Source organism: Streptomyces europaeiscabiei (genome assembly GCF_036346855.1).
GTDB lineage: Bacteria > Actinomycetota > Actinomycetes > Streptomycetales > Streptomycetaceae > Streptomyces > Streptomyces europaeiscabiei.
In genome coordinates, this window is sequence record NZ_CP107841.1 from 10309034 (window position 1) to 10333617 (window position 24584).

At 70.6% G+C, this 24584-nt stretch carries 22 protein-coding genes and 1 pseudogene; 10 read left to right on the forward strand and 13 right to left on the reverse strand.

The features are described 5' to 3' along the window. The first annotated feature begins 220 nt into the window (after positions 1-220). Positions 221-889, forward strand: coding sequence for a hypothetical protein (locus OG858_RS44780; RefSeq protein WP_327725880.1), 669 nt, complete (start codon positions 221-223; stop codon positions 887-889). Between the two features lie 411 nt (positions 890-1300). On the opposite strand, the gene OG858_RS44790 is transcribed toward OG858_RS44780, so the two are convergent. Further along, a complete protein-coding gene (locus OG858_RS44790; protein WP_319266989.1) occupies positions 1301-1810 on the reverse strand; it encodes an SPL family radical SAM protein in 510 nt (169 codons plus the stop codon). 299 nt (positions 1811-2109) lie between these two features. Here OG858_RS44790 and OG858_RS44795 point away from each other — a divergent pair, with 299 nt between their 5' ends. The 4 genes from OG858_RS44795 (at position 2110) to OG858_RS44810 (ending at position 4337) form a co-directional block, all read left to right on the forward strand. Continuing rightward, entirely contained in the window at positions 2110-2490 is a 381-nt protein-coding gene (locus tag OG858_RS44795) for a VOC family protein (protein ID WP_086748899.1), read from the forward strand. 138 nt (positions 2491-2628) lie between these two features. Further along, entirely contained in the window at positions 2629-3408 is a 780-nt protein-coding gene (locus OG858_RS44800; protein ID WP_327725881.1) for an MBL fold metallo-hydrolase, read from the forward strand. A gap of 35 nt (positions 3409-3443) precedes the next feature. Then, positions 3444-3836, forward strand: a complete 393-nt coding sequence (locus tag OG858_RS44805; protein ID WP_327725882.1) for a nuclear transport factor 2 family protein — start codon at positions 3444-3446, stop codon at positions 3834-3836. 75 nt (positions 3837-3911) lie between these two features. Next, complete coding sequence (locus tag OG858_RS44810; RefSeq protein ID WP_319065902.1) at positions 3912-4337, forward strand: PPOX class F420-dependent oxidoreductase; 426 nt, start codon at positions 3912-3914, stop codon at positions 4335-4337. Between the two features lie 79 nt (positions 4338-4416). On the opposite strand, the gene OG858_RS44815 is transcribed toward OG858_RS44810, so the two are convergent. From OG858_RS44815 to OG858_RS44845, 7 genes are all read right to left on the reverse strand, one after another. Next, positions 4417-4932 (reverse strand): MarR family winged helix-turn-helix transcriptional regulator, encoded by a 516-nt coding sequence (locus OG858_RS44815; protein WP_319065903.1) that lies wholly within the window; start codon positions 4930-4932, stop codon positions 4417-4419. A gap of 712 nt (positions 4933-5644) precedes the next feature. Beyond that, positions 5645-6670: a zinc metalloprotease gene (locus OG858_RS44820; RefSeq protein WP_328543797.1), complete on the reverse strand. Its 1026-nt coding sequence runs from the start codon at positions 6668-6670 to the stop codon at positions 5645-5647. A 323-nt stretch (positions 6671-6993) separates the two neighbouring features. Further along, positions 6994-9027, reverse strand: a complete 2034-nt coding sequence (locus OG858_RS44825; protein WP_328543796.1) for a trypsin-like serine peptidase — start codon at positions 9025-9027, stop codon at positions 6994-6996. A gap of 1 nt (position 9028) precedes the next feature. Continuing rightward, positions 9029-10882: a peroxidase family protein gene (locus tag OG858_RS44830; protein ID WP_319065907.1), complete on the reverse strand. Its 1854-nt coding sequence runs from the start codon at positions 10880-10882 to the stop codon at positions 9029-9031. After that, entirely contained in the window at positions 10879-12807 is a 1929-nt protein-coding gene (locus OG858_RS44835) for a GMC family oxidoreductase (RefSeq protein WP_319065908.1), read from the reverse strand. The genes OG858_RS44830 and OG858_RS44835 overlap by 4 nt, the downstream gene beginning before the upstream one ends. Continuing rightward, on the reverse strand, positions 12804-13208 hold the full coding sequence (locus tag OG858_RS44840; RefSeq protein WP_143677424.1) for a hypothetical protein: 405 nt from the start codon (positions 13206-13208) through the stop codon (positions 12804-12806). The genes OG858_RS44835 and OG858_RS44840 overlap by 4 nt, the downstream gene beginning before the upstream one ends. Before the next feature lie 653 nt (positions 13209-13861). After that, positions 13862-15184, reverse strand: coding sequence for a hypothetical protein (locus OG858_RS44845; protein ID WP_086751475.1), 1323 nt, complete (start codon positions 15182-15184; stop codon positions 13862-13864). A gap of 115 nt (positions 15185-15299) precedes the next feature. On the opposite strand from OG858_RS44845, the gene OG858_RS44850 reads away from it, so the two are divergent. Continuing rightward, on the forward strand, positions 15300-16562 hold the full coding sequence (locus OG858_RS44850; protein ID WP_328543795.1) for a molybdopterin-dependent oxidoreductase: 1263 nt from the start codon (positions 15300-15302) through the stop codon (positions 16560-16562). 349 nt (positions 16563-16911) lie between these two features. Here OG858_RS44850 and OG858_RS44855 read toward each other — a convergent pair whose 3' ends face one another. The 3 genes from OG858_RS44855 to OG858_RS44865 form a co-directional block, all read right to left on the reverse strand. Then, entirely contained in the window at positions 16912-17616 is a 705-nt protein-coding gene (locus OG858_RS44855; protein WP_256960834.1) for a class I SAM-dependent methyltransferase, read from the reverse strand. Positions 17617-17894: 278 nt separating this feature from the next. Then, the gene (locus OG858_RS44860) at positions 17895-18512 is read right to left on the reverse strand and encodes a TIGR04282 family arsenosugar biosynthesis glycosyltransferase (protein ID WP_319315151.1); all 618 of its coding nucleotides are present in this window, start codon (positions 18510-18512) and stop codon (positions 17895-17897) included. Continuing rightward, positions 18509-19225, reverse strand: a complete 717-nt coding sequence (locus tag OG858_RS44865; RefSeq protein ID WP_319315154.1) for a glycosyltransferase family 2 protein — start codon at positions 19223-19225, stop codon at positions 18509-18511. Before OG858_RS44865 ends, OG858_RS44860 begins: the two co-directional genes overlap by 4 nt. Positions 19226-19340: 115 nt before the next feature. Between OG858_RS44865 and OG858_RS44870 the strand changes: the two genes are divergently transcribed. Together OG858_RS44870 and OG858_RS44875 are read left to right on the forward strand one after the other, a co-directional pair. Next, positions 19341-20096 (forward strand): response regulator transcription factor, encoded by a 756-nt coding sequence (locus tag OG858_RS44870; protein WP_319266977.1) that lies wholly within the window; start codon positions 19341-19343, stop codon positions 20094-20096. A 2-nt stretch (positions 20097-20098) separates the two neighbouring features. Continuing rightward, positions 20099-21211 (forward strand): sensor histidine kinase, encoded by a 1113-nt coding sequence (locus OG858_RS44875; RefSeq protein WP_319065912.1) that lies wholly within the window; start codon positions 20099-20101, stop codon positions 21209-21211. Positions 21212-21240: 29 nt separating this feature from the next. Here OG858_RS44875 and OG858_RS44880 read toward each other — a convergent pair whose 3' ends face one another. Further along, on the reverse strand, positions 21241-22242 hold the full coding sequence (locus OG858_RS44880; RefSeq protein WP_319266975.1) for an NAD-dependent epimerase/dehydratase family protein: 1002 nt from the start codon (positions 22240-22242) through the stop codon (positions 21241-21243). Positions 22243-22476: 234 nt separating this feature from the next. Between OG858_RS44880 and OG858_RS44885 the strand changes: the two genes are divergently transcribed. After that, complete coding sequence (locus tag OG858_RS44885) at positions 22477-23070, forward strand: DM13 domain-containing protein (RefSeq protein ID WP_319266973.1); 594 nt, start codon at positions 22477-22479, stop codon at positions 23068-23070. On the opposite strand, the pseudogene OG858_RS44890 reads toward OG858_RS44885, so the two are convergent. Next, positions 23014-23203: pseudogene (locus OG858_RS44890) on the reverse strand (alpha/beta fold hydrolase); the annotation flags it as partial. The gene OG858_RS44885 and the pseudogene OG858_RS44890 sit on opposite strands and share 57 nt — an antisense overlap. Positions 23204-23544: 341 nt before the next feature. Between OG858_RS44890 and OG858_RS44895 the strand changes: the two are divergent. Continuing rightward, positions 23545-24579 (forward strand): hypothetical protein, encoded by a 1035-nt coding sequence (locus tag OG858_RS44895; RefSeq protein ID WP_086753166.1) that lies wholly within the window; start codon positions 23545-23547, stop codon positions 24577-24579. Positions 24580-24584: the final 5 nt, after the last annotated feature.

The window sequence follows — 24584 nt, forward strand, 5'->3', positions numbered from 1 at the left end:
ATGGACAGTCCCAGTGGCACATCGACGTACGGCGGTGCTTGCTGGTCTTGGTCGCCACCCGGGCCTTCGCGCGAGGTCGCAGCGCACCCTCCGACCCGCGACGCGTCGGGCGGAACTCGCGCCCTCGGATGCTGTCCACCGACACCGCCACCGGACGGGGGAAACCGCTGTCACCGCACGGGGAGCAGAACCGGCCGGGAGAGGGAGCGAAAGACCGCCCATGGAGACGAAGCTTCAGGCGCTGCGCACTCCACGAGCCGCGGGACTGGTGGGGATCATCTTCGCCCTGCTGCTCGCCGCGGCCATCATCATGGTCCGCGTGGCGATACCGGACGAGCCCGACTACGTGGGCAACAGCTGGGTCACCGACCCCTCGCGTCGGCGTACGGTACATACGGCGCTCAACCTCATTCCCTTCGCGGGCATCTTCTTCCTGTGGTTCATGGGCGCTGTGCGCGCCCGCATCGGAGCGGCCGAGGACCAGTTCTTCGCCATGGTCTTCCTGGGCAGCGGTCTGCTGTTCGTGGCGACTCTCTTCGGGGCCGCGGCGGCGGCCGGCGGCCTACTGGTCACGGCCGATGCATCCGGGGCCGGCTCCAAGCCGCCAGGGTGGTCATTCGGCAGTCATGTCACCTACAGCCTCCTGACCACCTACGCGATGCGCATGGCCGCGGTATTCACCTTCACGACCTCCACCATCGGGCATCGGCTCGGAGTCCTTCCGCGCTGGCTTGCCCTCCTCGGCTATCTCGTAGCTCTGACGCTGCTCGTCGTCTCGCGCAGCATCGCCTGGGCCGAGCTGGTCTTCCCCGTGTGGGCTCTTGTCGTCAGCCTGCACATTCTTGTGGCGAGTTTCCGCCCGAGGCCCGCACCTGTCGTGACGTCCTGATCGGTCCTTCCCCCGACGGTTCGAGCGAATCACCGTCCACAGGAGCTCTGCCCCGAGTTCCGGGGCGGTGCCTCTGCGCGTGGGGCGCCCTTCCGATCGCCGAGGGCCTCGGCATGCTTGCCTGTGCCCTCACCGTGCGTCGACGCTCCAGCAGCCGACACGGTCGACGACAGACGTGAGCTCCTGGCATCACGGGCGGTGGACGTGGTGCCGTTCTCGCCGCCCGTGGTCGACCGCCCGCGCACGCCGGCACGATCCGCGCGCGCAGGGCCAGCGCCTGAGCCGACGACGGCCGACGCGTCCACCGTTCCAACACCGCCCGCTCGTCATCGGACAGCAGCAACGGTTCCAGCTTCGGGCCCCGACGAGGAACTGACGCACCAGCAGCAGAAGTCACACAACTACTAACGATCAACTACTGGCGCAGGACGCTAGCGGGGTGCGGACCTCCAGCCAGCGGCTGACCTTGTCGTCCGCGGTGGTCACGGTCATGCCGACCTCCGCCCGGGGCAGCCTGGTGAGCAGATCGATGTCACGGGTGACGACGGGCGACTTGGTCAGGATGCGGACCAGACCCGGGTACTCGACCGCCTCCAGCTCGCGCAGGATGCCCCGGGTGAGCCGGTAGCGCGTTTCGTGCCCCTGGTAGGGGTCGGTGACCGAGCTGAGCAGCATCGTGCCGTGGCGTTTGTGCTCGGGCATCCTGGCCAGCTCCTTGCGGGCCGGGTCGACGGCGTTCTTCTTCACGTACAGGTACTCGCCCCACTCCTTCGCCGACCGGCCGAACTGCCGTCCGGCGAAAGAGGCGAAGCAGTACGCGCAGCCCAGAACGCAGCCGGTGTACGGGTTGATCACGTAGTCGTTCGACGGGGTCCTCGACTGCTGGATCAGGGTCTTCGCCTCGATCTCGACCGGTTCCACGAGGGTTCCTCTCTGCCGGGCCGCCCGTGCCACGGTCGTGCCCGCGTTCCTGGGCCGCCCGCGGGGCGACGCGACCGGACGTCCAAACTTGCATCACAAGAAACAATAATCCCTGGAAGTTGATTCCATGGAATCTAAATGGTTTGCTGGGCGGGCGGCCGATCCGGCGCCTTGGTTGCCCGCCCCAGCAGGTGTGCGCCGTGAGGCCGTTCCGGCGGAGTGTGGTCGTCACCCTCCGGATCGAGCCCGCCCTGGAGGGTTACCTTTGTCCCTAAATGGGGCTGTGAGGAGTGAATGTCATGACCGTTCCCGCCTTCAACTCGGTCGCCTGGTTCGAGTTCGGCACCGACCAGCCGGAGAAGGTCAAGGAGTTCTACGGAGAGCTCTTCGGCTGGAACTACGTCCTCAACACCAACACCCCGGGCGTCACCTATCACTCGGTGATGACGCCCGGTGCACAGCAGCCGGCGGGCGGCGTGTGGCAGTCGGAAGGCGAGTTCCCCAACTACGCGATCTTCTACGTACTCGTCCAGGACGTCGCCGCGACCGTCGAGCGCGCCGGCGCACTGGGCGCCGAGGTGCTCATGAAACCGGTCTCCGACTCCGCGGGCTTCACCTTCGCCCGGCTGGGGGACACGGCCGGCAACCATTTCGGCGTCTTCTCCGCACCCGCAAACTGACCGACCGCACAGGCCACCGCACGGCACTCGCACGATGGCCCGTCCCGCAGCATCACGGCTGACGGCCTTCTCGTTCCGCCCCTGCCGGAGCCAACCGCAGGGCCCGCGTCCTCACCGTCCCCGACCGGAAGGTCCCCGTTGTCCGGCGCCAGCACCAGCGAAAAGATCCCCGTCCACGTCTACGGCGGCCCGACCACCCTGATCGAGTACGGCGGGCTCAGGTTAGTCACCGACCCCACCTTCGACCCGCCCGGCGAGTACCCCATGCCTCTCCCCGGCGACCACAGGCTCGTCAAGACCGACCCGTCGCCCGTCATCGCCGCCGAACTGGGCGGCATCGACGCCGTCCTGCTCTCCCACGACACGCACGACGACAACCTGGACAACGCCGGCCGCGCCTTCCTGCCCGGCGTTCCGGTCGTGTTCACAACTGTCGGCGGCGCGGGTCGTCTGGGCGGCAACGCACGGGGGCTGGCCTTCTGGGAGACCGCCGAACTCTCGCGGCCCGACGGCGGCACCGTGACCGTCACGGGTGTGCCCGCCCGGCACGGCCCCGTCGGCTGTGAACCGGTCACCGGCGACGTCGTCGGCTTCATCCTCACCTCCGACGACCTGCCCCCGGTCTACGTCAGCGGCGACAACGCCGCTCTGGAGCACGTCAAGGAGATCGCCGAGAAGTTCGCTCCCGTCGACACCGCGGTCCTCTTCCTCGGCGGCGCCCGCATGACCTTCGCCTTCGACAACGCCCTGCTCACCCTGGACAGCGCGCAGGGCGCCCAGGCCGCGCAGATACTCGGCGCCCGCCGGGTCGTCCCCGCCCACTTCGACAGCTGGGCCCACTTCAAGGAAGGCCGAAACGAGATCGAGGCCGCGTTCACCGAGGTCGGCCTCGCCGACCGCCTCGACTTCGCCCGATAACCACCCCCCCGCACAAGAACCCAGGAGCAAACGACATGACCAGCGCGAACATCGACACCGCCCGCACCTACTTCCAGGCCGTCCAGACCGGAGACATGGCCGCTCTCGGAGAACTTCTCGACGCCGACATCGTCTGGCACCAGCCCGGCGCCAATCAGTTCTCCGGCGAACACAAGGGCCAGGCCGCCGTCTTCCAGATGCTCGGCAGCATGATGGAGACCAGCCAGGGCACCTTCGCCATCGACAAGCTCCACACCCTCATGGGCAACGGCGACCTGGTCGCCGCCACCATCCACTTCACCGGCCGCCACGGCGACACGTCGATGAGCATGGACGGCGTCGACGTCCTGCGCATCGAGAACGGCAAGATCACCGAGATGTGGCTCTTCTCCGCCGACCCGGCCGCCGAAGACGCCTTCTGGGGCTAGAACCCGCGGTGCCCGAGGCCGAACTCGGCCTCGGGCACCCACCAGTTGATCCATACGCACACGGAAGGCACCCGCATGCGGAAGATGACCGAGCGGCAGTGGCGGGCGTTCGTCACGCACGGCACCCGTACCGGCAAGCTGTCCACCGTCCGCGCCGACGGCAGCCCCCACGTGACACCGGTCTGGTTCCTCCTCGACGGCGACGACATCGTGCTCACCACCGAGAAGAACGGGGTCAAGGGCCGCAACCTCGCCCGCGACGGACGGTTCGCCCTCTGCGTCGACGAGGACCGGCCCCCGTACGCGTTCGTCCTCCTCCAGGGCCGCGCGACGATCTCCGAGGACCCGGAGGACATGGTGCGCTGGGGCGGCCTCCTCGGTGCCCGATACATGGGCGACGATCGCACGGAGGAGTACGGCGCACGCAACGGCGGTCCCGGGAACCTCCTCGTCCAGGGCCGCATCGACAAAGTCATCGCCTTCGGCGGCATCGCCGACTGAAGCGTCGGGCTGATGGGCCGGGGGCTGCGTTCCTCCGGCCCGGTCCATCAGCCCATGGGCGCTGCGGAGGCGTCGCCGCTCACGATCTCGGTCGGCCGGGCTGCTTCGGAGTCCGCACAGTCGGCATCGGCGTCCGAGCGGCGGCCTTCCGCTCCGCGTCCAGGGCGCGTCCGGCGGTCCGCAGCGTGCTGAGGACCGCCGTCACCTCGCGTACGGACTGCTCGGGAATCACCGACCCGATCCGCAGTTCCAGCTCTTCCTCGAAGATCTTCAGCGCCCCGTCCACCAGCTTCCGCCCTTCAGCCGTCAGCTCGACGATCGAGGAGCGGCGGTCGTTCGGATTGGCCCGCCGTCCACACAGGCCCGCCGACTCCAGACGGTCGACGACTTTGCTCGTGCCGCCCACCGTGATCGAGAACTCCTCGGCGATGTCCTGGATCCGCCGCTCGGGCCGGCGCAGCAGCAGGTGCAGCACCTCGAACGAGGTCAGCGCCAAGTCGTACTCGGCCCGCAACCGCCCCTCGATGCCGTCCCACAACTCGATCTCCAGCGAGACCAGCTCCCGGTACAACAGCTTCAGGTCAGCGTCAGCCATCACTCATCTTCCGAAATATTGTCTTCCGCAGCTGGAAACTGTACCTGTCGCTGCTCCGGGCAATCCGCGCTTGCGCACGAGCACGCCCGGTGGGAGGGCGCACGCGAGGCAGGCGACTTGTCCATCCGGTTGTCCATCCGGGACGTGGGCCCGGATCGCCGAGTGCACAGCGAGCCCGGCAGCCGACCGACCCGCTGACAGGTCCGTCCGGCCGGGGTTGGTGATGACGACGCCGATCACGCAGGCCCCGTACGACGGGGGCTCGTTCCCGGCCTTCACCGGGGCGGAGTTGCGGGTGATGGCGTAGCCGCCGCTGCACGGCGGTCAGCCGCGGTGAACTCCCCGTCATGGTCGGCCGGGGAACTCGCCATGACCTCATCCGGCCGGGTCTGACCCCCGCATGCGTGTGCGTCGTCGCCGTAGCGTCATGCCCAGGAGCGAAGGACGTCCTTCGTGCAGGTCCGGTGCGTCACGTTGGGAGGAGGCCGCCGATGCTGTTGCCCAACTCCTTCTGGATACACCCCGATTGCGGGATGTTTCCGGGACGCGTCTCAAGCCGGCCTCTCTCGTCGGACAGCTGCGTGCTCAGGAGTTCGGGGTCCGGTGGTCCCGGCGCACAGCCCCCGGCGGCTCGCTCGAGTCCTCCGCTCGGCGAGCCGCTGAGGAGCCCCTCGAAGGCGGTGCCGGCAGACATGGCGTCTCCCTGCTCCGCTCAGTCGGCGCCCGCGGCCTGTGCGGCGACCAGTGCCCCGACCCGGCTGCGGTACGCCTCGACCAGGTTTCCGCCGTTCGAACTGGGAAGTCCCTCCGCGCCGGCTCCGATCGACTGCAGGACCGTGTCCGCCCGGGCCTGAAGCTCCGCCACCTCTTCCGCGGTGTGCGGGTACAGCAGGTTGAGCCCGCGCCTGTCGCCGTCCGACAGGTTCTGCCCGTTGCCGGTCGGCGCGCAGCTGCTCGGGGCGGACTTGTAGAAGAACGACGGGAACCGGTACAGCATCACGGACTGTGGGTCGAAAGGCCCGGCGACCACATCCGGGTCGTCCTCGGTGCGAAGGTTGTGATCCACCTTCGCGCGCGGCCATCGGTTCGGCTCTCCCGCGAGGTACGTGTAGATGCCGGGGCGCCGACCTTGGGCGTCCGCCACGAAGACGCCGTCCGCATCTTGTATGGGAACATACCCGGCGTCGTCATCCCAACGGAACTCGACCTCGCAGGTACCGCGCATGTTCTGGTGGGAGTGGTGGAACGCCAGTGCGTGCAGGAACTCGTGACGCACGGTGCCCTCCCACTGAGCGGGCCTGTTCACCGCGTAGCGCCCGAGGTTCAGGCTGCGCTGGCCGGGATTGCCCCCGACCTGGCCGCCGCCCGCGCCGATGGTGCGATCCGTGCTGTCGGTGCCGACCAGGGAGAAGTAGCCCTGCAGGTCGAAGCTGACCCGGATCTCGGCGGCGAAGGCGGTGTCGGCCGTGCTCCATCGTCGGAACGTTCCGGTCGCCTCGTCGTGGCCGAAGTCGAGTTTCAGGTTGCAGGCGTCGGTGATCTGCGCAGTCGCTCCTGCGATGTCCGCGTGCAGTTGTTCGTCCCCGTCGAGGAACGCGACCCGCACGGTCGAACCGGGTGTCCACCGTGCGATGTCGGTGACAAGGAACTCCAGGCCACCGCCGGCCGATGCGCGCCTCCAACGATCCCGCACTTCGATCGCCGCGACGACGTCATCCGGGAGAGATTCGAGTTCCATGACGCATCCTTTCGGATCACATTCGAAACGGTTCCCCCGACCGCTCTGACAATGGATGGGCTGCTCGGCTCGACGCGCGAGAGTCGCACTCATGGCCGGCCGGCCGCCGTATGGAGACAGCGGCCCCCGGGCGGCCACCAGGTGTGTGACGGCTACCTGACCCGGCTGACCGGTCCAGGGGCGGAGAGGCGGAGGGTGGTCACGAGCGCTGGACCACCGCTCCATCGCTGACCGACCGTCAAGCCCGGCGGTCGTCCCAGCCGAATGAGGGGCAACGTGATCATGTTCCGTCACCGGTCGGGACCGGTGACGGAACGTCAGACTCAGCCGCCGAGGTGGCTCCCGATCGACCGGGCGACGTCGGGGTGGGCGAGGTACTCGACGATGTTGTGCGCACGGTCGCGGGCGTTGACGACGGCGAGGTCGGACAGCCCGTCCGCCCAGTCGTCGCCCAGAGGGCATCCAATGGCCACGGCGTCGGTCGGGCACCAGACGTTGAGCCAGTCCGCCACGACGTCCGGACGCTTCGGCCCGCCGACGAGCAGCTTGCTGTACACGCTGTCCAAGCCGAGGGGACTGCCCGCCGTGGTGAGATGGACGAGGTCCACCCCGGGGGACAGTCGTGTGGCGAGATCCAGGCCGACGACCGTGCCGAGGCTGTGACTGACGAGCACCACTTCCCCCGCGTCCGGCATCGTCTCCAGTACGCAGCCCAGGACCTCGTCCCGGATGCGCTGGTCGTCGAGGTACGCGGCCACGTCACGGAAGACCAGGGCGATCGCCCACGCATCGAGGTCGCTCCTGGCGGCCAGCCAGCTCAGCCGCTTCTGCAGGGCCCCGACCACATCACCCATGCCGATCCGTTCGGTGGCCAGCCGGCTCTCGTGCGGCATGTCCCACTTCGTGGCCGCCTCGCCGATGATCTCCTCGTACACCGCGCGGGCGGTGGGGGCGGTCGGTGCGACCGCCTCCGCCGCCCTGGCGGTCGGCGCCTCGACGAGGTGGGGGACGGCCTCATGCGCGGTCAGGGCCTGCACCAGCCTGTCGCCGTAGTACGGGAACCAGACGTCCGCCGGGTCGACCGGAGGCAGACCGGCGCGGACGAGCCCCTGGTTGAGTCCGGCCGTCCAGTCGCGGCGCAGATCCCCGGGCACCAGGCCTTCCTGGGAGCGACCGTGCAGGAAGACCAGATGCCGTCTGCCGCCGAACGCGCCCTCCCGGGCGCGCAGGCCCGCCCGCGCGGTGACCTTCTCGACGGCCGGGGGCGACGCCGCGACGGCGGGAGCCGGAGCCGCCACCGGGCCCTCGGCGGCCTCCGTGACGCCCAGCCCCGACTCCGGGCCCATCTCGGCCAGCAGCGCCTGCTGCCGGGAGGAGAGGGGCAGGGTGGCGAGGTGCTTCAGAATGGAGCTGATGCGTACGCCCTCGTTGGACACCCAGTCGATCGCGTCGTCGCCGTCACCGGGCTCCCAGACCTGTCCGTCACGGCGCAGGACGCGTCCCTGTCCGTCGGTCCTGGGGACACCGCTGTGGTGGAGCGCGACGACCTCCCACTGGTCGTTGAAGACGGGAGAGCCGGAATTGCCGGGCTCGGTGTCCGTCTTGTAGTGGAGGAAGTCGTCGAGGCGAACCTGGAGCGTGTTGTCGCGTACCGCGATCTCCTTCAACCGCCCCATCGGATGGCCGATGACGTTGACCGGCTCACCGACGACCAGTTTTCCCTTCTGGGCGCTGAGCCGGTTCCAGCCGAACGTCTCCCCCGCGGGCCGCAGGTCCGGGCCGGGGGCGACCCGCACCAGGGCGAAGTCGAGGCGTTGGTCCGCCGCGAAGAACCCGTCCGGGTCGAGCTCCAGCCGCGTCGCGGACTGGGGTGTGTTGTCGACGGTGACCTGGGCGTCGAACTCCACGAAGCTCTGCCGGGCGGCCTCCGCGTCGGGGAGCACGTGATGGTTGGTCAGCAGCAGGTTCGGCGACACCAGGAAGCCGGTGCCGACGGGCAGCTCACGGCCGTTCTCCCGCGCCGAGATCCGGGCGACGGTGCGGGCCGCCCGGGTGCCGCGCGGCAGGAAGCTCCAGGCCTGCAGGTCCCTGGACACCCCGAGGATGCGCTCGTAGGCGGCGGTCGCCTCCAGCGGTTCCGCCCGGACGGCCTCCACCGCCATGGAGGCGGGCACCGCCTGCCGGTCGAGCAGCCGGGCCGCGCGCGCCGCGAGTGCCTCTTCCGAGTCCGGGAAGGCGACCCCGGCGTCCTGCTGCCGCTCGGCGGTCCGCCGCTCGTCGCCGGTCTCTCCGTACCGTGCGGCGGCCGCCGCGACCTGGCGCTCCCGTTCGTCGTGGGACCTGTCCGTCGTTGCCATGTCAAGTCACCGTCCTTCCGGCTGTGTTCCACGGCACGAAGGCGTTCGTCAGCCCCGCCAGAGCCGTACGCAGCTCCGGGTGGTGGCGCAGCAGCACCGTGATCATGGAGTTGTCGTCGATCCAGGCCATACCGGCCTTGGAGTACACCTCGGGGGTGTAGTACTCGGTGAAGAAGCGGTCGCTGTTCAGCCGGCGTGAGGCCATCAGGATGAAGATGCGGAACGCCGTGTCGCTGAAGGCGAATCCGGTGGGCAGTTTCTCCGCGTACAGCCCGACCATCAGGTCGACCTTCTCGATGTCGCCGTCGTAGAGCCACTGGATCTGCTCGGCCCACGCCCGGTTCTCGGTCAGTTCCAGGAAGTCGGCGGCGGGCTTCAGCCGCAGCAGTCGGCGGAACTCGTTGTAGCGGGGGACGCCCAGCTCCCGGGAGCGCAGGATGTCGGTGGCGGCGAGGTCCTGCAGCTGTCCGTCGGGGCGCTCGAACTCCTGAAGGAACTTGGGGAAGTTGTGCAGGGTGACCAGTCCGGGGTGGAGCGTGCCGAAGCTGTAGAGCAGGTCGGGCATCCCGGTGGTCTCCAGGACCTTCAGCGCCCCGGGGCCCGAGATGTCGCGGAGGGTGCAGTGGCGCAGGCTCGCGTCGTCGGCGGCGGAGCGCAGATGCCACTCGTCGCGGATGAGCGGGTGCATGCGGTAGACAGCCACGAACTCCTCGGTGAGGGAGTACGGGACGCCGTAGTGGTCCGTTTCGGCGCCGGGGATGCCGCTGACGACCTCGCTGTCGCTGATCCGGCCGAAGAGGTTGTGGACACGCTCGCCCGCGACGCCCCACCAGTTGGCGCGCAGTGCCTTGACGGTGGTGGGGTGGCTGATCACGGCCGGTGTCCACTCCACGGTGTGGATCTTGGCGAGGAGCGCGGCGTTGACGAGCCGGGCCCGCTGGAAGAGTTCCTCGTCGTTCCAGGACGGGTACGCGCCGTGCAGGTGGTCGCAGATCGCGTTGTGCTCACGGGCGAACAGGTCGTGCATCATGGCCAGGCCCAGCCAGAAGCCGGGGATGTGCGAGGGGTCCCGGGAGGGGTCCGAGGGGATCGGGGACTGCTCGTCGTCCCACAGATGCAGCTTGCCCAGCTCACCGGTGCGCATCAGACGCTGCTCGGTCTCGTTCGTCCCGTAGATCTGCGAGGCGTCCCACCAGTGGGAGGACACGTTGACGCGGGTGTCGGGCGTTCCGGGGGGTGCCTGCGGGTCGCGGGTCGGGTCGTCCGGTGTCCGCATGATCCGCATGGGGTGTTCCGGCCATGGGTCGTCGTCCATGAGGGGGACTTCCCAGGGCCGTTCCGTGGGGCTGGTCCCGTGGCTGAACCAGTCGCGGACCATGAACTGAAGCCAGGCGGCGACCAGGGAGTTGACCGATTCGGCGGGGGTGAGCTCGTCGCGGCCGAGCAGGGCGCGGCTGACCTCGCGCGGGCTCGGCGCGGACAGGACGTCCTCGGGTGTGGTCGGGGCGATCCGGTCCAGCGGGATGTTCCGGCCGAAGCGGGTGCCCGCCATGCCCATGCGCGGCTCGTCGAGGTCGTTGTGGCTGCCGTCGGCGGTCCGGTTGACCTTGTGGGTCTCGGAGGGGGGCGCGGGATCGGGCAGGTCGACCGAGGGCAGTTGGCCGGTGTCATGGAGGTTCTTCTGTCGGAGTTTGACGCGCAGTCCGAGGAGCGTCAGCAGGCCCGGTATGACGGGCAGTCTGTCCCAGCCGATGCGCCGGTCCACGTATTCGGCGCCGGCGGTGATGACCCGCCAGGGCAGTGACGTACGGTATCCGGCCGCGGAACGTCGTGTGTCGCGTGGTTGCTTGCTCATCGCGGTACTCCTTGAACGGTTGCGAGGATGACGTCGCTCGCCTTCTCGCTGATCATGTAGATGGGGGTGGCGACGAAGAATCCGGGAATGCGGGGGAAGACCGAGGCGTCGACGATCCGCAGGCGGTCCACTCCGCGCACCCGGAACTCGCTGTCGACGACGGCCGAGGGGTCGTCCGCTCGTCCCATCCGGCAGGTGCAGGACGCGTGGTGGCCCCACGCCTCGTCCTGGACGAATCGGCGGATGTCGTCGCGGCCGACGATCTCCTTGCCGGGCCACAGCTCCTCGCGGATCACGGAGCCGGCCCTGCGGTTCATCCCGCGTACGAACTCGACGGCACCGGCCATGGCTTCGAGATCCACGGCGTCCTTGTCCGTGCCCTCGCCGAAGTAGTGGAAGTTCACCAGTGGGGTGTCACGGGGGTCGGTGGAGCGCAGCCGTACCCGACCTCCGGTGTTGTGGGTGCGGCTCTTGAGGATCGCCCAGGTGAAGCGGTCCCGATGGCGTGTCAGGTCCAGCGAGTAGCCGGGGCGGTAGCCCCGGAAGTCGAAGGGGCCGCCGAAGATGAACAGGTCGGGTGCCTCCAGATCCGGACGGGACTTGCGGGTGACACCGACGACGGCGCCGTTGGTCGTGTACAGACCCTCGCCGCGCAGCCAGGCCCGGTAACAGCGGTCCGGTTCGGTCCCGGACCGCGGAGCGTGGAAGTCGCAGTCCTTGAGCACCGGGAACTCGCGGTCCATCCGGCTGACCACGCCGACCTCGTACCGGTCCTGCAGATTCGCGCCCACGCCCTGGAGGTCGACCCGTACGGGGATGCCGTGGCGCCGCAGTTCCTCACGCGGTCCGATGCCCGAAAGCATCAGCAGTTGGGGCGTGTTGAAGGCACCAGCGGCCAGGATCACCTCACGGGAGGCGAGGACCCTGCGCAGGACCGGTGGCCCGGTGTCCGGCCGGCTCGCGGGGTCGGCCCGGTAGGCGTGCTCCCCGTCCAGATAGTCGACGCCGGCCGCGGTGCCGTTCGCGTCCAGCACGACTTGGGCCGCCAGGGCGTTCGTACGGACCACCAGGTTGCCCGGATGGCTTCGCTGTACGGCCTGGACCCGCTCGCGTACGGCGCTGCGCCGTCCGTTCGCCGTGGAGAGGGGGATCTGCCACAACCCCTGCAGGGCACGCGTCTGCGCCCGCCAGTCGTTGGGGTCGACGAAGGAGCCGAACCCCTCCAGTGGGGACAGCGGCCGGTCGAGGAGGTCGGCCAGCGAGTCCTCCGCGGCCGAGAGGATGACTTTCAGCAACTGCTTGTCCTCGACCACCAGTTCGGGGTCGGCGAGGGCGGTCGGCAGCCAGCCGTCGAATCCGTGGCGTGCGGCGTTGCGATACCGGGCGCCCGCGAAGGGCAGCACCTTCAGCAGCGTGGCGAGCAGCGTGGCCAGCAGCGGGTTGGTGGGCGGCTCCTTGGGCCTCGGCCGGTAGGTGCAGCGTTCCAGCCGCTGGAAGTACCGGCGCATGGCCGTGCTGTGCCACGTCGCGTCGCCGGTCTCCTCCGCGATAGCGTCCCAGTCGCGGTTGTACGGATAGACGGTGATCAGCGCATGGTGCGCGGTGCAGCCGCCGACCGTCCCGGCACGCGGGTAGAGGATGCCCCGGTCCGGGACGAGTTTGCTGTCACGCTGTTGCTGCCGCTCGTCGGCGTAGTGCTCCACGAAGTAGTTCCAGCACTGGACGGGGTCCTCGGAGGCGTCCGCGTGGAAGGCGGGCACCACGTAGTTGTCGTTCTCCGGGGCACCACCTGCGTCGAGCAGCAGGGTACGCATGCCCGCGGCGGCGAGGTTGGCCGCCAACGGTCCGCCTCCCGCCCCGGCGCCGACGACGACGTAGTCGAAGCCCGTCTCGGCCGGGGCAACGGCACCGGGCCCTCCGGTCACTTCCGCTTCCCCTTCACCGAGTTGGCGAGCGAGGCGGCGGCCAGGACCGTGTTGGCGGCCGAGATGAGCGTGGTCAGCGTCGCGGTACGCGGTGGAAGCCGACCGCTCAGGCCCAGCGTGGCCGCTGTCGCGGTGTCACTGCCGTGGATCAGGACGCCGTCGCGCAGGTACTCCCGCAACCGCTCGTCGCGGGGGGTCAGCAGATCGAGGCCGAGCAGGATCGTACGGATCCCGAAGAGCCGGAAGGCGTACACGGCCGCCGCACTGGGCGGCTCACGATCGGGGTCGAGGCGCCGGATGAGCAGTTCGGGTGCGAGCAGTCCGGCGGCCCCGTTGAAGAGCCGGATTCCGGCGAGTGCGTAGACCGAGACAGCGCGAGGAGCGGCTTTCCGGGTGGCCATCATGTCTCCTGACGGTGCGGTGACGGGAACTACCGCCGAACCCCCGACGAGGGAGAAGAACTCTAGGGAGGGGAACTCTAGGGAGGGGAACTATCTGAAAACACTCCAATCAGCAGATTATGGGATCCGCTGCTCCCCTGCACCTTGGGCCCGGGGGCTCACCGGTGTCTCCGACGCGCATGCGCGCGCCCCTGACGGCTTCGGAGGTGGGGCTTCGGCCGTGAAGGTTGCGCCGCTCACCATGTTGTGCAGGGCCGGCCGTCCCGGCTCCGGACGGCGAGACAGTGCGTCCGCTGCCCTGGGCCGCAACGGTGGACTCGGGCATCGTGGTCGCGGGAGCAGGTCGGCCATGCGTCGCGGCCGCCGGACCTCTCCCCGAGCCCGGTCACGACCGTCGAGGCGGGCGGGGCGATGCGGTGCGGTTGAGCCCTCGGTAGGTGGGGCGAGGTTGCTTCGACCGACCGGCTGCGTGACGAGGCCGTCGGGGCATGGTGACCCCGGCAGCGGCGGGAAATGAGGAGCCCGGCCGGTCCGCAGCGCCAGCGGCGCCGTACGGTCATCGGTCGGCCGGCCCTCGCCCGCGCCGGCGGCCCGGGAATGATCGACGGGTGTGTCCTGCCCCGGTCAGCGCTGAGCAGGGCGGCACCAACCGCTCACCAGCCCGTCAGCAGCAGATGGTTGAGGAGCAGGCTCAGGGCCGCCTGAGCCGTCAGCCAGACGCGGGGGCGGTCGAGGAAGGCGCCTGCCGCGAGCAGCCACATCGCGAACGGCAGCCAGATTCGTTCCGTCTCCGCCTTGCTCATCCCGGACAGGTCGGCGATGAGCAGCATGAGCAGGGCCGCGCACAGCAACACCCCCATGCGGCGCTCGGCGACGGGGGACGCGCGCCACTGGACGAGGCGGGTGCCCGTGCGGCGAAGGCCCGCCACCGTGGCGGGGCCCACGACGAGGACCGTGCAGGCGAGGTTGGCCCACACCCAGTAGCCGTACGGGCGGAAGCCGCCGGCACCCTGGTAGTAGCGCTCGACCAGCAGGTGGTACGCCTCCCACCAGTTGAAGCCCGCCATGGTGAACGCCAGCGGGACGACGGCGAGTCCGGCGATCACGTAGGGGAGGACCGGCAGCCGCCGGGAGCCGAGCAGCAGGACGATGGCGGCCATCACGGCGAAGAGGGTGAGGCCGTACGACAGGTAGACGGTCAGGCCGAAGAGGAGCCCGGCCGCGAAGGCGGTCACCCGTGGTCGGTGGTCCGTCACCGCCAGGGCGAGGAAGGCCACGGCCCAGGCGGCGACCGCCGCGAAGTATCCGTCCGCCGACGTGCCCGCCCATACCGCCGCGGGGGCCAGGACGAGGAACGGGGCGGCGCGGCGTGCGAGGGCCTCGCTGTTGAGCGTTCGGACGGTGACGAGGACCGCGGCCGCTGTGCTCGCCCCGATGGCGATGACGAAGGCGCCCGCCCATGCTCCGCCGCCCAGTCCGATCCGGTCGAGGAGGACGAAGGTGAGGGTGGCCCCCGGCGGGTGGCCGGCGACGTGCGGGGGCCATTGGTCGGGGGAGCCGAGCAGGATATGGCGGGTGAAGTCCCGCAGGGTGTGAGGGATGTCGTCGAAGCGGTCGATGACCTGGAGGTACTCGTAACTGGTCGTCAGCCGTCGGGCGATCCCGCGGTGCCAGCCGTCGACGAGGGCGAGGGAGAAGGTCCAGGCCGTGGCGGTGGCCCACGCGGTCCACAGCAGAGTCCGCCAGGGCAGCCGGGCGGCCAGTGCGGGGCCGTACGCCACGACGGCCACGGCGACGGCGATCGCGGCGGGGGTGCCGGGGCCGGCGTGGGGCAGCCAGTTGGCGTACAGGGGTGGCCAGCCGACGTGCAGGACGTCCTTGGCGCGCTTGACGGCGATGCCGACCAGCGCGGCCGTCACGACGAGCAGCGTGGCGGCGGCGACGGCGTACAGGTCGCGGCGGAGATCGCGGTTCACGCTCGGAGACGTTAGGCCGGAGGAGGGCCGGTGGACTCTCGACAGGCGCGGACGTCAGCCTTTCGTCATGAGTCGCGCACCCTCTCACCGGGTGTTCCGGGCCTAGCGTCGGGGCATGGCACGGACTCCTTCCTCACCCGCCTTCTGGCGCAGCCCGCTGCGCGGCCCCTGGTTCACCTCCGTCCTCGGCGTGGCGCTGCTCGCCGGGATCACGGCGCTGTTCGTGACGGGGCTGCTGTCGTACGCCGCCTACAACCCGGGTCTGTCCCCGGTGAACGACAAGACCCCGGACAAGGGGATCCTCGGCTTCTATCTGTTCCCCTGGCCGACGAATCCGCACTGGCTGTACCGGTTCACGCAGGGCCTTCACGTCACGCTCGGGATCGCGCTGGTCCCCGTCCTGCTGGCCAAGCTGTGGTCGGTGGTGCCGAGGCTGTTCCAGCTGCCTCCGGTGCGGTCCCTCGCCCACGCCCTGGAGCGGATCTCGCTGCTCCTGCTGGTCGGCGGCGTGCTGTTCGAGTTCGTGACCGGCGTGCTCAACATCCAGCTCGACTACGTCTTCCCGGGCTCCTTCTACCCGCTGCACTTCTACGGGGCGTGGGTGTTCTTCGCGGCGTTCGTGGTCCATGTGGTGCTGAGGGCGCCGACGGCCGTGCGCAACCTGCGTGAGCTGCGGGGGAGCGAGAGGGAAGGCGCTTCGCCGCCGGTTTCGTCGGAGGAGCCCTCGTTGGTGTCCCCGGACCCGGCCGAGCCCACCGTGTCGCGGCGCGGTGCCGTGTGGCTGGTCGGGGGCGGCTCGCTGCTGCTGTTCGGGACGACCGTGGGCCAGAACTTCGACGGCCCGCTGCGGCGGACGGCCCTCCTCGCCCCGCACGGTGGTGCCGAGCCGGGCAGCGGGCCGGGCGGCTTCCAGATCAACAAGACGGCCGTGTCGAGGGGGATCAGCGCGGTGGAGACGAGCGAGGAGGCATGGCGGCTGGTCGTCACCGGGCCTTCGGGGACCGTCCGGCTGAGCCGCGCCGAGCTGCTGGAACTGCCCCCGCACAGCGCGGAGCTGCCCATCGCCTGTGTCGAGGGCTGGTCCACCTCCGACCAGTGGTGGCGCGGCGTGAGGCTGCGGGACCTGGCCGGCCTCGTCGGGTACGAGCCCGAGGCGGCCCCCGACGTCCTGGTGGAGTCCCTCCAACGACGCGGCGCCTTCCGCCGGGCAGCCCTGCGCGCCAACCAGGTCCGCGATGCGCGCTCCCTGCTCGCCCTGGAGGTCAACGGCGAGCAACTGTCCCCCGACCACGGCTACCCGGCGCGGATCATCGTGCCCGCCGCGCCCGGTGTGCTCAACACCAAATGGGTGGCCCGGATGACGTTCGGAGAGCTGTGATGGCAACGTCCCGGCTGCCGTTGGGCAGCCCGTTCCAACTGCTGCTCCTGGCATGCTCGTTCGCGCTCGCCGGATACGCGGGGGTGCGGCTGCTCGCGGACGACTGGTTCGAGGTCGCGCTGTGGTTCGTGGGCGCGGCGATGGTGCACGATCTCGTGCTGCTGCCGCTGTACGCGACGGTGGACCGTGCGCTGGTCCGGGCGGCGGGTGCGGCCGGTCACCGGGAGGGGGCACCGCCCACGCCCTCAAGACGGTGGGGGAGGGCCATGTACGTGCGGGTGCCCGCCGCCTTGTCCGGGTTGCTCCTGCTGGTGTGGTTCCCGCTGATCAGCGGTCGGGTGGCGGACCGCTACGAGTCCGCCACCGCGCTGTCGGCGAGTGGCTTCCTCGCCCGGTGGCTGCTGATCACGGCTTTGTTGTTCGGCGGTTCGGCACTCCTGCTGGTGGTGCGGCTGCGCAGGGAGACGAAGGACCGGCCGCCCGTCGTCCACTGATCGGCGTCGCGCCAGCCGAGCGGGCCGGCGTGGCGCAGCAGGGCCGGGGTACCGAGCCGGGCCCAGGGGAACGCGACCTCGGCTCCGTCGTCGGCCTCGGCCCCGCTCACGAGGCGGACCTCGACATGCTCGTCCACATCCACGGGGACCGTCTCGGCGATCAACAGGCCTCCAGGGCGCAGCAGTTCCGCCAGCCGACGCAGGAGCGCGGACGGGGCGCCGCCGATGCCGACGTTGCCGTCGAGGAGCAGGGCTGTGTCCCACCGGCCCTCACCGGGCAGTGGGTCGAACACCGAGCGGGTGAGGGCTTGACCGCCGAGCCGGAGGGTGTGGGCGACGGCGGCCTGGCTGACGTCGATACCGAGCACGGGCCGGCCCGAGGTGGCGAGTTCGGCGACCAGCCGTCCCGGTCCGCACCCCACGTCGAGGACGGCTCCCTCGCAACGCCCCAGGACCTGAAGGTCCACCGCGTCGGCGCGGGCGCACCATCGCTCCACCTCCAGGGGCAGCAACCAGCCGTCACGACGGCGCAGGAAGAGCGGTCCCCGGCCGGTGCGCAGGGCGTCGGCGTACGGGTCCGTGGACCAGGGCTGTCCGACGGCCTCTTGGCGTGTGGTCTGCCGTCCGACGGTTTCCCCGTACGGGTCCGTGGCCCAAGGCTGTCCGACGGCCTCCTGACGTGTGGTCTGCCGTCCGACGGTTTCCCGCCGAGCGGTTTCCTGCTCGACGGTTCTCCGCCGCGCGGCCTCACGCTCGACGGTTTCCCGCCCCACCGCCCCAGGCCCCACCGCCCCAGGCTCCACGGCCTCCCGCCCCACGGTCTCCTGCCGCGCGTCGCTCATCGGGTGCCGACCGCCCGCAGCCGGGCCAGTTCCGCCGCGAACCGGCTGCGCGGCGCGATCGCTGCGACGGCTTCGGCGTCGGCGGCCGTGTCGACGTCCCTGAGGGGCGGCAGGTCGCGGACCCGTAGCCCGGCGGCGACGAGCCGGTCGCGTTGCACGGCTCCGGTGGCGGGCGTCGACATGGGCACCCCGCGCAGGAGTGCCGGGTCCGGTTCGGCCAGGCCCAGGGCCCAGAAGCCGCCGTCCTCGGCCGCACCGAAGTACGCGTCGTACTCGGTGAAGTCCACGGCCAGCAGGTCCGGGGTGACTTGTGGGGTGTCCATGCCGATGAGCAGCGCCGGGCCGTCGCAGCCGGCGAAGGCCGCGGCGAGCCGTTCGTCCAGTCCGCCCGCGCACTGCGGTACGACGTCGAAGCCGGGCGGCAGCCAGGGGCCGGGCTCCCCGGCGAGCACCAGGACGCGGCGGCGCGCGGGCGTCGCGGCCACCGCGCGCAGGGTGTCCACGAGGGCGGCCTCGGCGAGAACCGCCGCCGACTCGGGGTCGAAGGGCGGTGTGAGCCGGGTCTTCACCCGCCCCGGCCTGGGCTCTTTGGCGATGACGAGGAGAGTGGTCATCGGCGTACTCCGTCCGGCGCCGTGGGTGTGGCCGGTTCGCGCAGGACGCGGCTCATGTCCCGTACCGCCTGCCAGGTGCCCCGCCAGGTGCCGGTCACCTTGGAGACGCCGCTGCGCGGCAGATACGGCACGTCGTGCTCGGTGACGCGCCAGCCCGAGTCCGCGGCGCGCACCACCATCTGCAGCGGGTAGCCGCTGCGCCGGTCGGTGAGATCGAGGGCGAGCAGCGGCTCCCGGCGGGCGGCGCGCAGCGGGCCGAGGTCGCGCAGGCGCAGTCCGGTGCGGCGGCGCAGCATCCGGGCGAGCGCGAGGTTGCCGGCCCGGGCGTGCGCCGGCCAGACGCCCCGGCTCTGCGGTCGGCGTCTGCCGAGTACCAAGTCGGCGCGCCCCTGCGCCACTTCGCGTACGAAGGGAGCGAGGAGCGACGGGTCGAGAGAGGCGTCGCAGTCGCAGAAGCACACGATGTCGGCCGTGGCGGCGGTCAGCCCGGCATGGCAGGCGGCGCCGAAGCCGCGGCGCGGCTCGTGGATCACGGTCGCCCCGAGCTCGCGGGCGAGATCCGCCGAACCGTCGGTCGAGCCGTTGTCCACGACGAGTGCACGCCAGCCGGGTGGGATCCGGGCCAGCACCCAGGGCAGGGCCTCGGCCTCGTCCAGGCAGGGGAGCACGACGTCGACGTCCGGAGGTGTGGGAGAGGTCGTCACGGCTTTCACCCTACGAGGACGAACTTCATATACCGGACTTCGTGTCCTTACGAAACGAGGACGTCAGGGGTTCCCCACGCAGTGCGGACGGCCGGGCCGCCGGATGTGGTGCGAGGCTGACGGCATGCAACAGCAATCGAGTGGACCGGCAGCGGCGCGCGTCCTGGTGGTGGACGACGATCCCACGGTCGCCGAGGTCGTCGCGGGATACCTCGACCGGGCCGGATACACCGTGGACCGCGCCGGAGACGGACCGACCGCGCTGGTCCGCGCCGCCGAGCGCCGGCCCGACCTGGTCGTGCTGGACCTGATGCTGCCCGGCATGGACGGCCTGGAAGTGTGCCGCCTGCTGCGGACGCGCGGCCCGGTGCCGGTCATCATGCTCACCGCGCGAGGCGACGAGGACGACCGGGTCCTGGGGCTGGAAGTGGGCGCCGACGACTATGTGACCAAGCCGTTCAGCCCGCGCGAACTGGTTCTGCGCGTCGAGTCCGTGCTGCGCCGCTCGCGCCCCGCCTCGGACACCCGCCTGTTGAGCTCGGCCGGCCTCAGCCTGGACCCGGCCGCCCGCCGCGCCACCCGATACGGCGTCGAACTCGCCCTGACCCTGCGCGAGTTCGATCTCCTCGCCTTCTTCCTGCGCAACCCTGGCCGCGCCCACAGCCGTGAGGACCTGATGCGCGAGGTGTGGGGCTGGGACTTCGGCGACCTGTCCACGGTCACCGTCCACGTGCGCCGACTGCGCGGCAAGGTCGAGGACGATCCGGCGAGGCCGCAGCTGATCCAGACGGTGTGGGGCGTCGGCTACCGCTTCGATCCCACGCGCACCCCGGCCGACGGCGACGAACGGCCCGCCGGGTCCGAAGGCAGGAAGGACTGACGATGCGAGACACCCTGCTCATCGCTCTGTACGCGTTCCTCGGCGCCGGCGCGGCCGGGTTGCTGGGCGCGGTCGCGCTGTGGCCGCTGCGCCGCCGCTCGCTCACCGCGTCGCTCACCGTGGTGGCGGCCGTGGCGGTGACCGCGATGCTCGCCGGCACCCTCGCCGTGGCCTGGGCGATGTTCCTCTCCCCGCACGACCTGAGCGTCGTCACCACGGTCGTCGCTATGGCCGCCGTCGTCTCGCTGGCCACCGCGCTGCTGCTCGGCCGCTGGGTCGTCGCCCGCAGCCACGCCCTCCGGCTTGCCGCACGTTCCTTCGGGGACGGCGGCTCCTTCACGGCCCCCGACGGCCCGGCCACCGCCGAACTCGCGGCACTCAGCACGGAGTTGGCCATCACGAGCACCAAGCTCGCCGCATCCAGGGAACGCGAACGCGCCCTGGAGACCTCCCGGCGCGAACTCGTCGCCTGGATCTCCCACGACCTGCGCACCCCACTGGCCGGCCTGCGTGCGATGGCCGAGGCGCTGGAGGACGGGGTCGCCGCGGACCCAGACCGCTACCTGAGGCAGATCCGCACCGAGGTCGAAGGCCTCGACGCCATGGTCGGTGACCTCTTCGAGCTCTCCCGCATCCACGCGGGCAGCCTGACCCTCTCCTTCTCGCGGATGTCCCTGTACGACCTCGTCGGCGACGCCCTGGCGGGCGCCGACCCGCTCGCCCGCGAACACGGGGTGCGGCTCGTCGGCGCCCGCGTCGAACCCGTGCCGGTCGAGGTCGACGGCAAGGAGATGAGCCGTGTCCTCGGCAACCTGCTGGTCAACGCGATCCGTCGGACCCCGGCCGACGGCACGGTGGCGGTGGCCGCCGAGCGGTCCCCGGACGGCGTGCTGCTGTCCGTGACGGACGGCTGCGGCGGCATCCCCGAGGAGGATCTGCCGCGTGTCTTCGACACCGGCTGGCGCGGCACCCACGCCCGCACTCCACCGGCCGGCGCGGGCCTGGGCCTCGCCATCGTCCGGGGGATCGTGGAGGCCCACCGGGGGCAGGCCACCGTACGCAACATCCCCGGAGGCTGCCGTTTCGAGGTGGTGCTGCCCGCGGCCGCTTCATGAACGCGGGCAACACCACCGGTCCATGGGTCCTATGAGCCCCGCATTCCGGAACGCGCGAACTCCCCCATCCCTTCCGCGAAGCCGACCTCCGTCTTCCAGCCCAGCTCCGCCCGCAGCCGGGACGAGTCTGCGGTGATGTGCCGGACGTCCCCCAGCCGGTACTGCCCGGTCACGACCGGATCGGGCCCGCCGTACGCGGCGGCCAGTGCGCGGGCCATCTCCCCGACGGTGTGCGGCTCACCGCTGCCGGTGTTGTACGCGGTCAGCGCGCCCTGCGCCGAACCCGCCTCCAGTACCGCCACATTGGCCGCCGCCACATCGCGGACATGCACGAAGTCCCGCCGCTGCCGACCGTCCTCGAACACCCGAGGCGCCTGCCCGCGCGCGAGCGCCGAACGGAAGAAGGAGGCCACCCCGGCGTAGGGGGTGTCCTGCGGCATCCGGGGCCCGTACACGTTGTGGTAGCGCAGCGACACCGCCGTCCCGTCCGTCGCCCGCGCCCACGCCGCCGCCAGATGCTCCTGGGCGAGCTTGGTCGTCGCGTACACATTGCGCGGGTCGGTCGGCGCGTCCTCGCCCACGAGCCCCGGCGACAAGTCGGCCCCGCACCGCGGGCACAGTGGCTCGAAGCGCCCGGCCGCGAGATCGGCCACGTCCCTCGGACCCGGCCGCACCACCCCGTGCCTCCCGCACTCGTACCGCCCCTCCCCGTACACCACCATCGACCCCGCCAGCACCAGCCGCCGCACACCCGCCTCCGCCATCGCCGCGAGCAGTACGGCCGTCCCCAGGTCGTTGCGGGAGACGTACTCCGGGGCGTCGGCGAACCCCGTGCCGAGACCGACCATGGCCGCCTGATGGCACACGGCGTCCACGCCGTCCAGCGCGCGGGCGACCGCCTCCCGGTCCCTCACGTCCGCGCCGACGTCCGCCGCCACGTCGAACACGACGGGCTCGTGCCCGTGCTCCGCCAGCACGTCGACAACATGGGACCCGATGAACCCGGCACCGCCGGTGACCAGTACACGCATACGGCTCACGCTAGGACCGCACCACCGCGGAGCCCCAGGGCCACGCCCGGCACGTCACGCTTCCGTAAGACGACGGCCCGGCAGCCGACCCATCGGACCGCTTCTTCGCCCGGGCGGGTACGCCGGCGCCGGGACGTAAGCATTTCGTCATCACCCAACCCGGGCCGGGGAGACCGTCCTTTGCGTTGAATGGGAGGTGGCGACACGTACCGACGGAGCGAGAAGAGGGACGGAATGGGGCGCACACGGAGGGGACAGCTGACCGTCGCCCTGCTGGTGTCGCTGGTCGTGGGAGTGGGGGCCGGGCTGTACTGGTTCCAGCCGTGGAAGCTCTGGCAGGACGAGACGGTGACGGAATCCCTGCCCGGCGCCGTCGTGGAAGCCTCCCGGCCCCCGGGAACGAACCCCGGGACGCCTTCCTCGCCGTCGGCGCCGACCGGACCCGTGACCCTGGCCACCGGTGAGCTGATCAGCCACGAACACACGACGTCGGGCACGGTGACACTCGTACGGCTCGCCGACGGCACCCACGTGATCCGGCTGGAGCGGCTCGACACCAGCAACGGCCCGGACCTGCGCGTGTGGCTGACCGATGCCCCGGTGAAGGAGGGCCGGGCCGGCTGGCACGTCTTCGACGACGGCGAGTACGTCAGCCTCGGCAGGCTCAAGGGCAACAGGGGAAGCCAGAACTACCCCCTGCCCGAGGACATCGACCCCTACCGGTACACGAGCGTCACCATCTGGTGCGACCGCTTCGACGTCTCCTTCGGGGCCGCCGAACTTCTTGTGCATGGAGGTCAGCGGAGGTTCCGTCCCCCGGGAAGGTAGCGGGACGCTCGGGCCGGCCACTTTGAGCACCATGTCCGGCCGCAGGAGCGCCGTATGCCAGGCGACCGGCGCGCCCCTCATGCCCGACGACGAACGCCTGCTCCTCGCCCAGCGCCCGGATCAGACCGACGACACGGAAACCCGCGTCGACCAGAGGACCCAAGTGCCTGCTTGTGAGCCTGGCATGTCAGACCGAGGGGACGTTTGGCTGATCAGTCACCAGGAAACGTGGCAGCCCCGTCACCTGCACCGCCAGCCGGACAGCACGCAGATGCTGCGGCTGTGCAAGGTATCCCCATCTCAGCGTGCTGCCGGGCCGCGAATAGAGCCCTGATAGAGCTAATATGATCGCTTTATCACCCTTTCGGGTGGTTTCTAGTTGTGTCGCGATCCCTGTGCGTGTTCACCCGTCCGGGTGGACACGCTCCGGAGTGAAGCGGATACATAGAGTATCCGTCGATGGGAGGAGCGTACATGGCCGTCTCAACCACTCCGGGCACCAACTGGGGCACCTGGATCAATCTCGAAGGCAGCATCTTCGCCGAGCCCGCCCCCGTCCTCACCGCCGACAACCGGGTGCGGGTCTTCGTCCAGGGCGGCGGCAACACCCTCTACAGCAGGGGCGAGAACCGCGACCGCACCTGGGCGGCCTGGCTCCACCACGAGGGATCGAGTATCGCCGGCGTCCCCAGCGCCGTCCGGGGCAAGGACGGCAAGATCCGGGTGTTCTACCGCACCCCGGACAACCACCTCGACGTCATCACCCAGACCGCCATCAACAGCTCCTACAGCGCACCCGCGCGCATCGTGACCAACATCGGAGGGGACCCCGCAGCGGCGCTGAACGCCGACGGCCGCATCCAGGTGTTCTTCCGGGGAACGGACGGCGCCCTGTGGCACGTCCGTAACCAGGGCCTGCTCTACGAGGCGTACACGGGCCCCGTCTCCCTGGGCGGCGGCATCTACGCGACCCCCTCCCCGGTCCTCGACGGCTCCGGCCGCATCGTGGTGGCCGTCAGGGGAGGCGGCGACACCCTCTACACCATCCAGCAGGTGGCCGCGAACTCCCCGGACTCCTGGGAGTCCTTCCGGCAGGAGACCACCGGGGTGACCAGCCGGCCCACGGCCGTCCTGGATGCCGCCGCCCGGGTCCAGATCCTCTACCGGGGCTCGGACGGCTCCGCCTGGCGCGTGGGGCAGACCGACAACTACGACTCCTTCCACACCTCCGCGTCCCTGGGCGGCGGCATCATCGACCGGCCCACCGCCGCCCTCGGCCAGGACGGCCGTCTCAACGTCCTGGCCAAAGGCACCGACAACGCTCTGTGGGTCGCCGTCCAGAACGCGGAGAACGACACCGCCTACAGTGCCTGGCAATCCCTGGCCGGCGTCATCGGCGACGCCCACGTCAGCCCCGTCATCGCCAACCACGAACACCTCCTCTACGGTTTCACCCAGGGCTCCGGCACGGCCAGGCAACTCTGGCTCCAGCGCCAGACCTGGGCCTGACATCT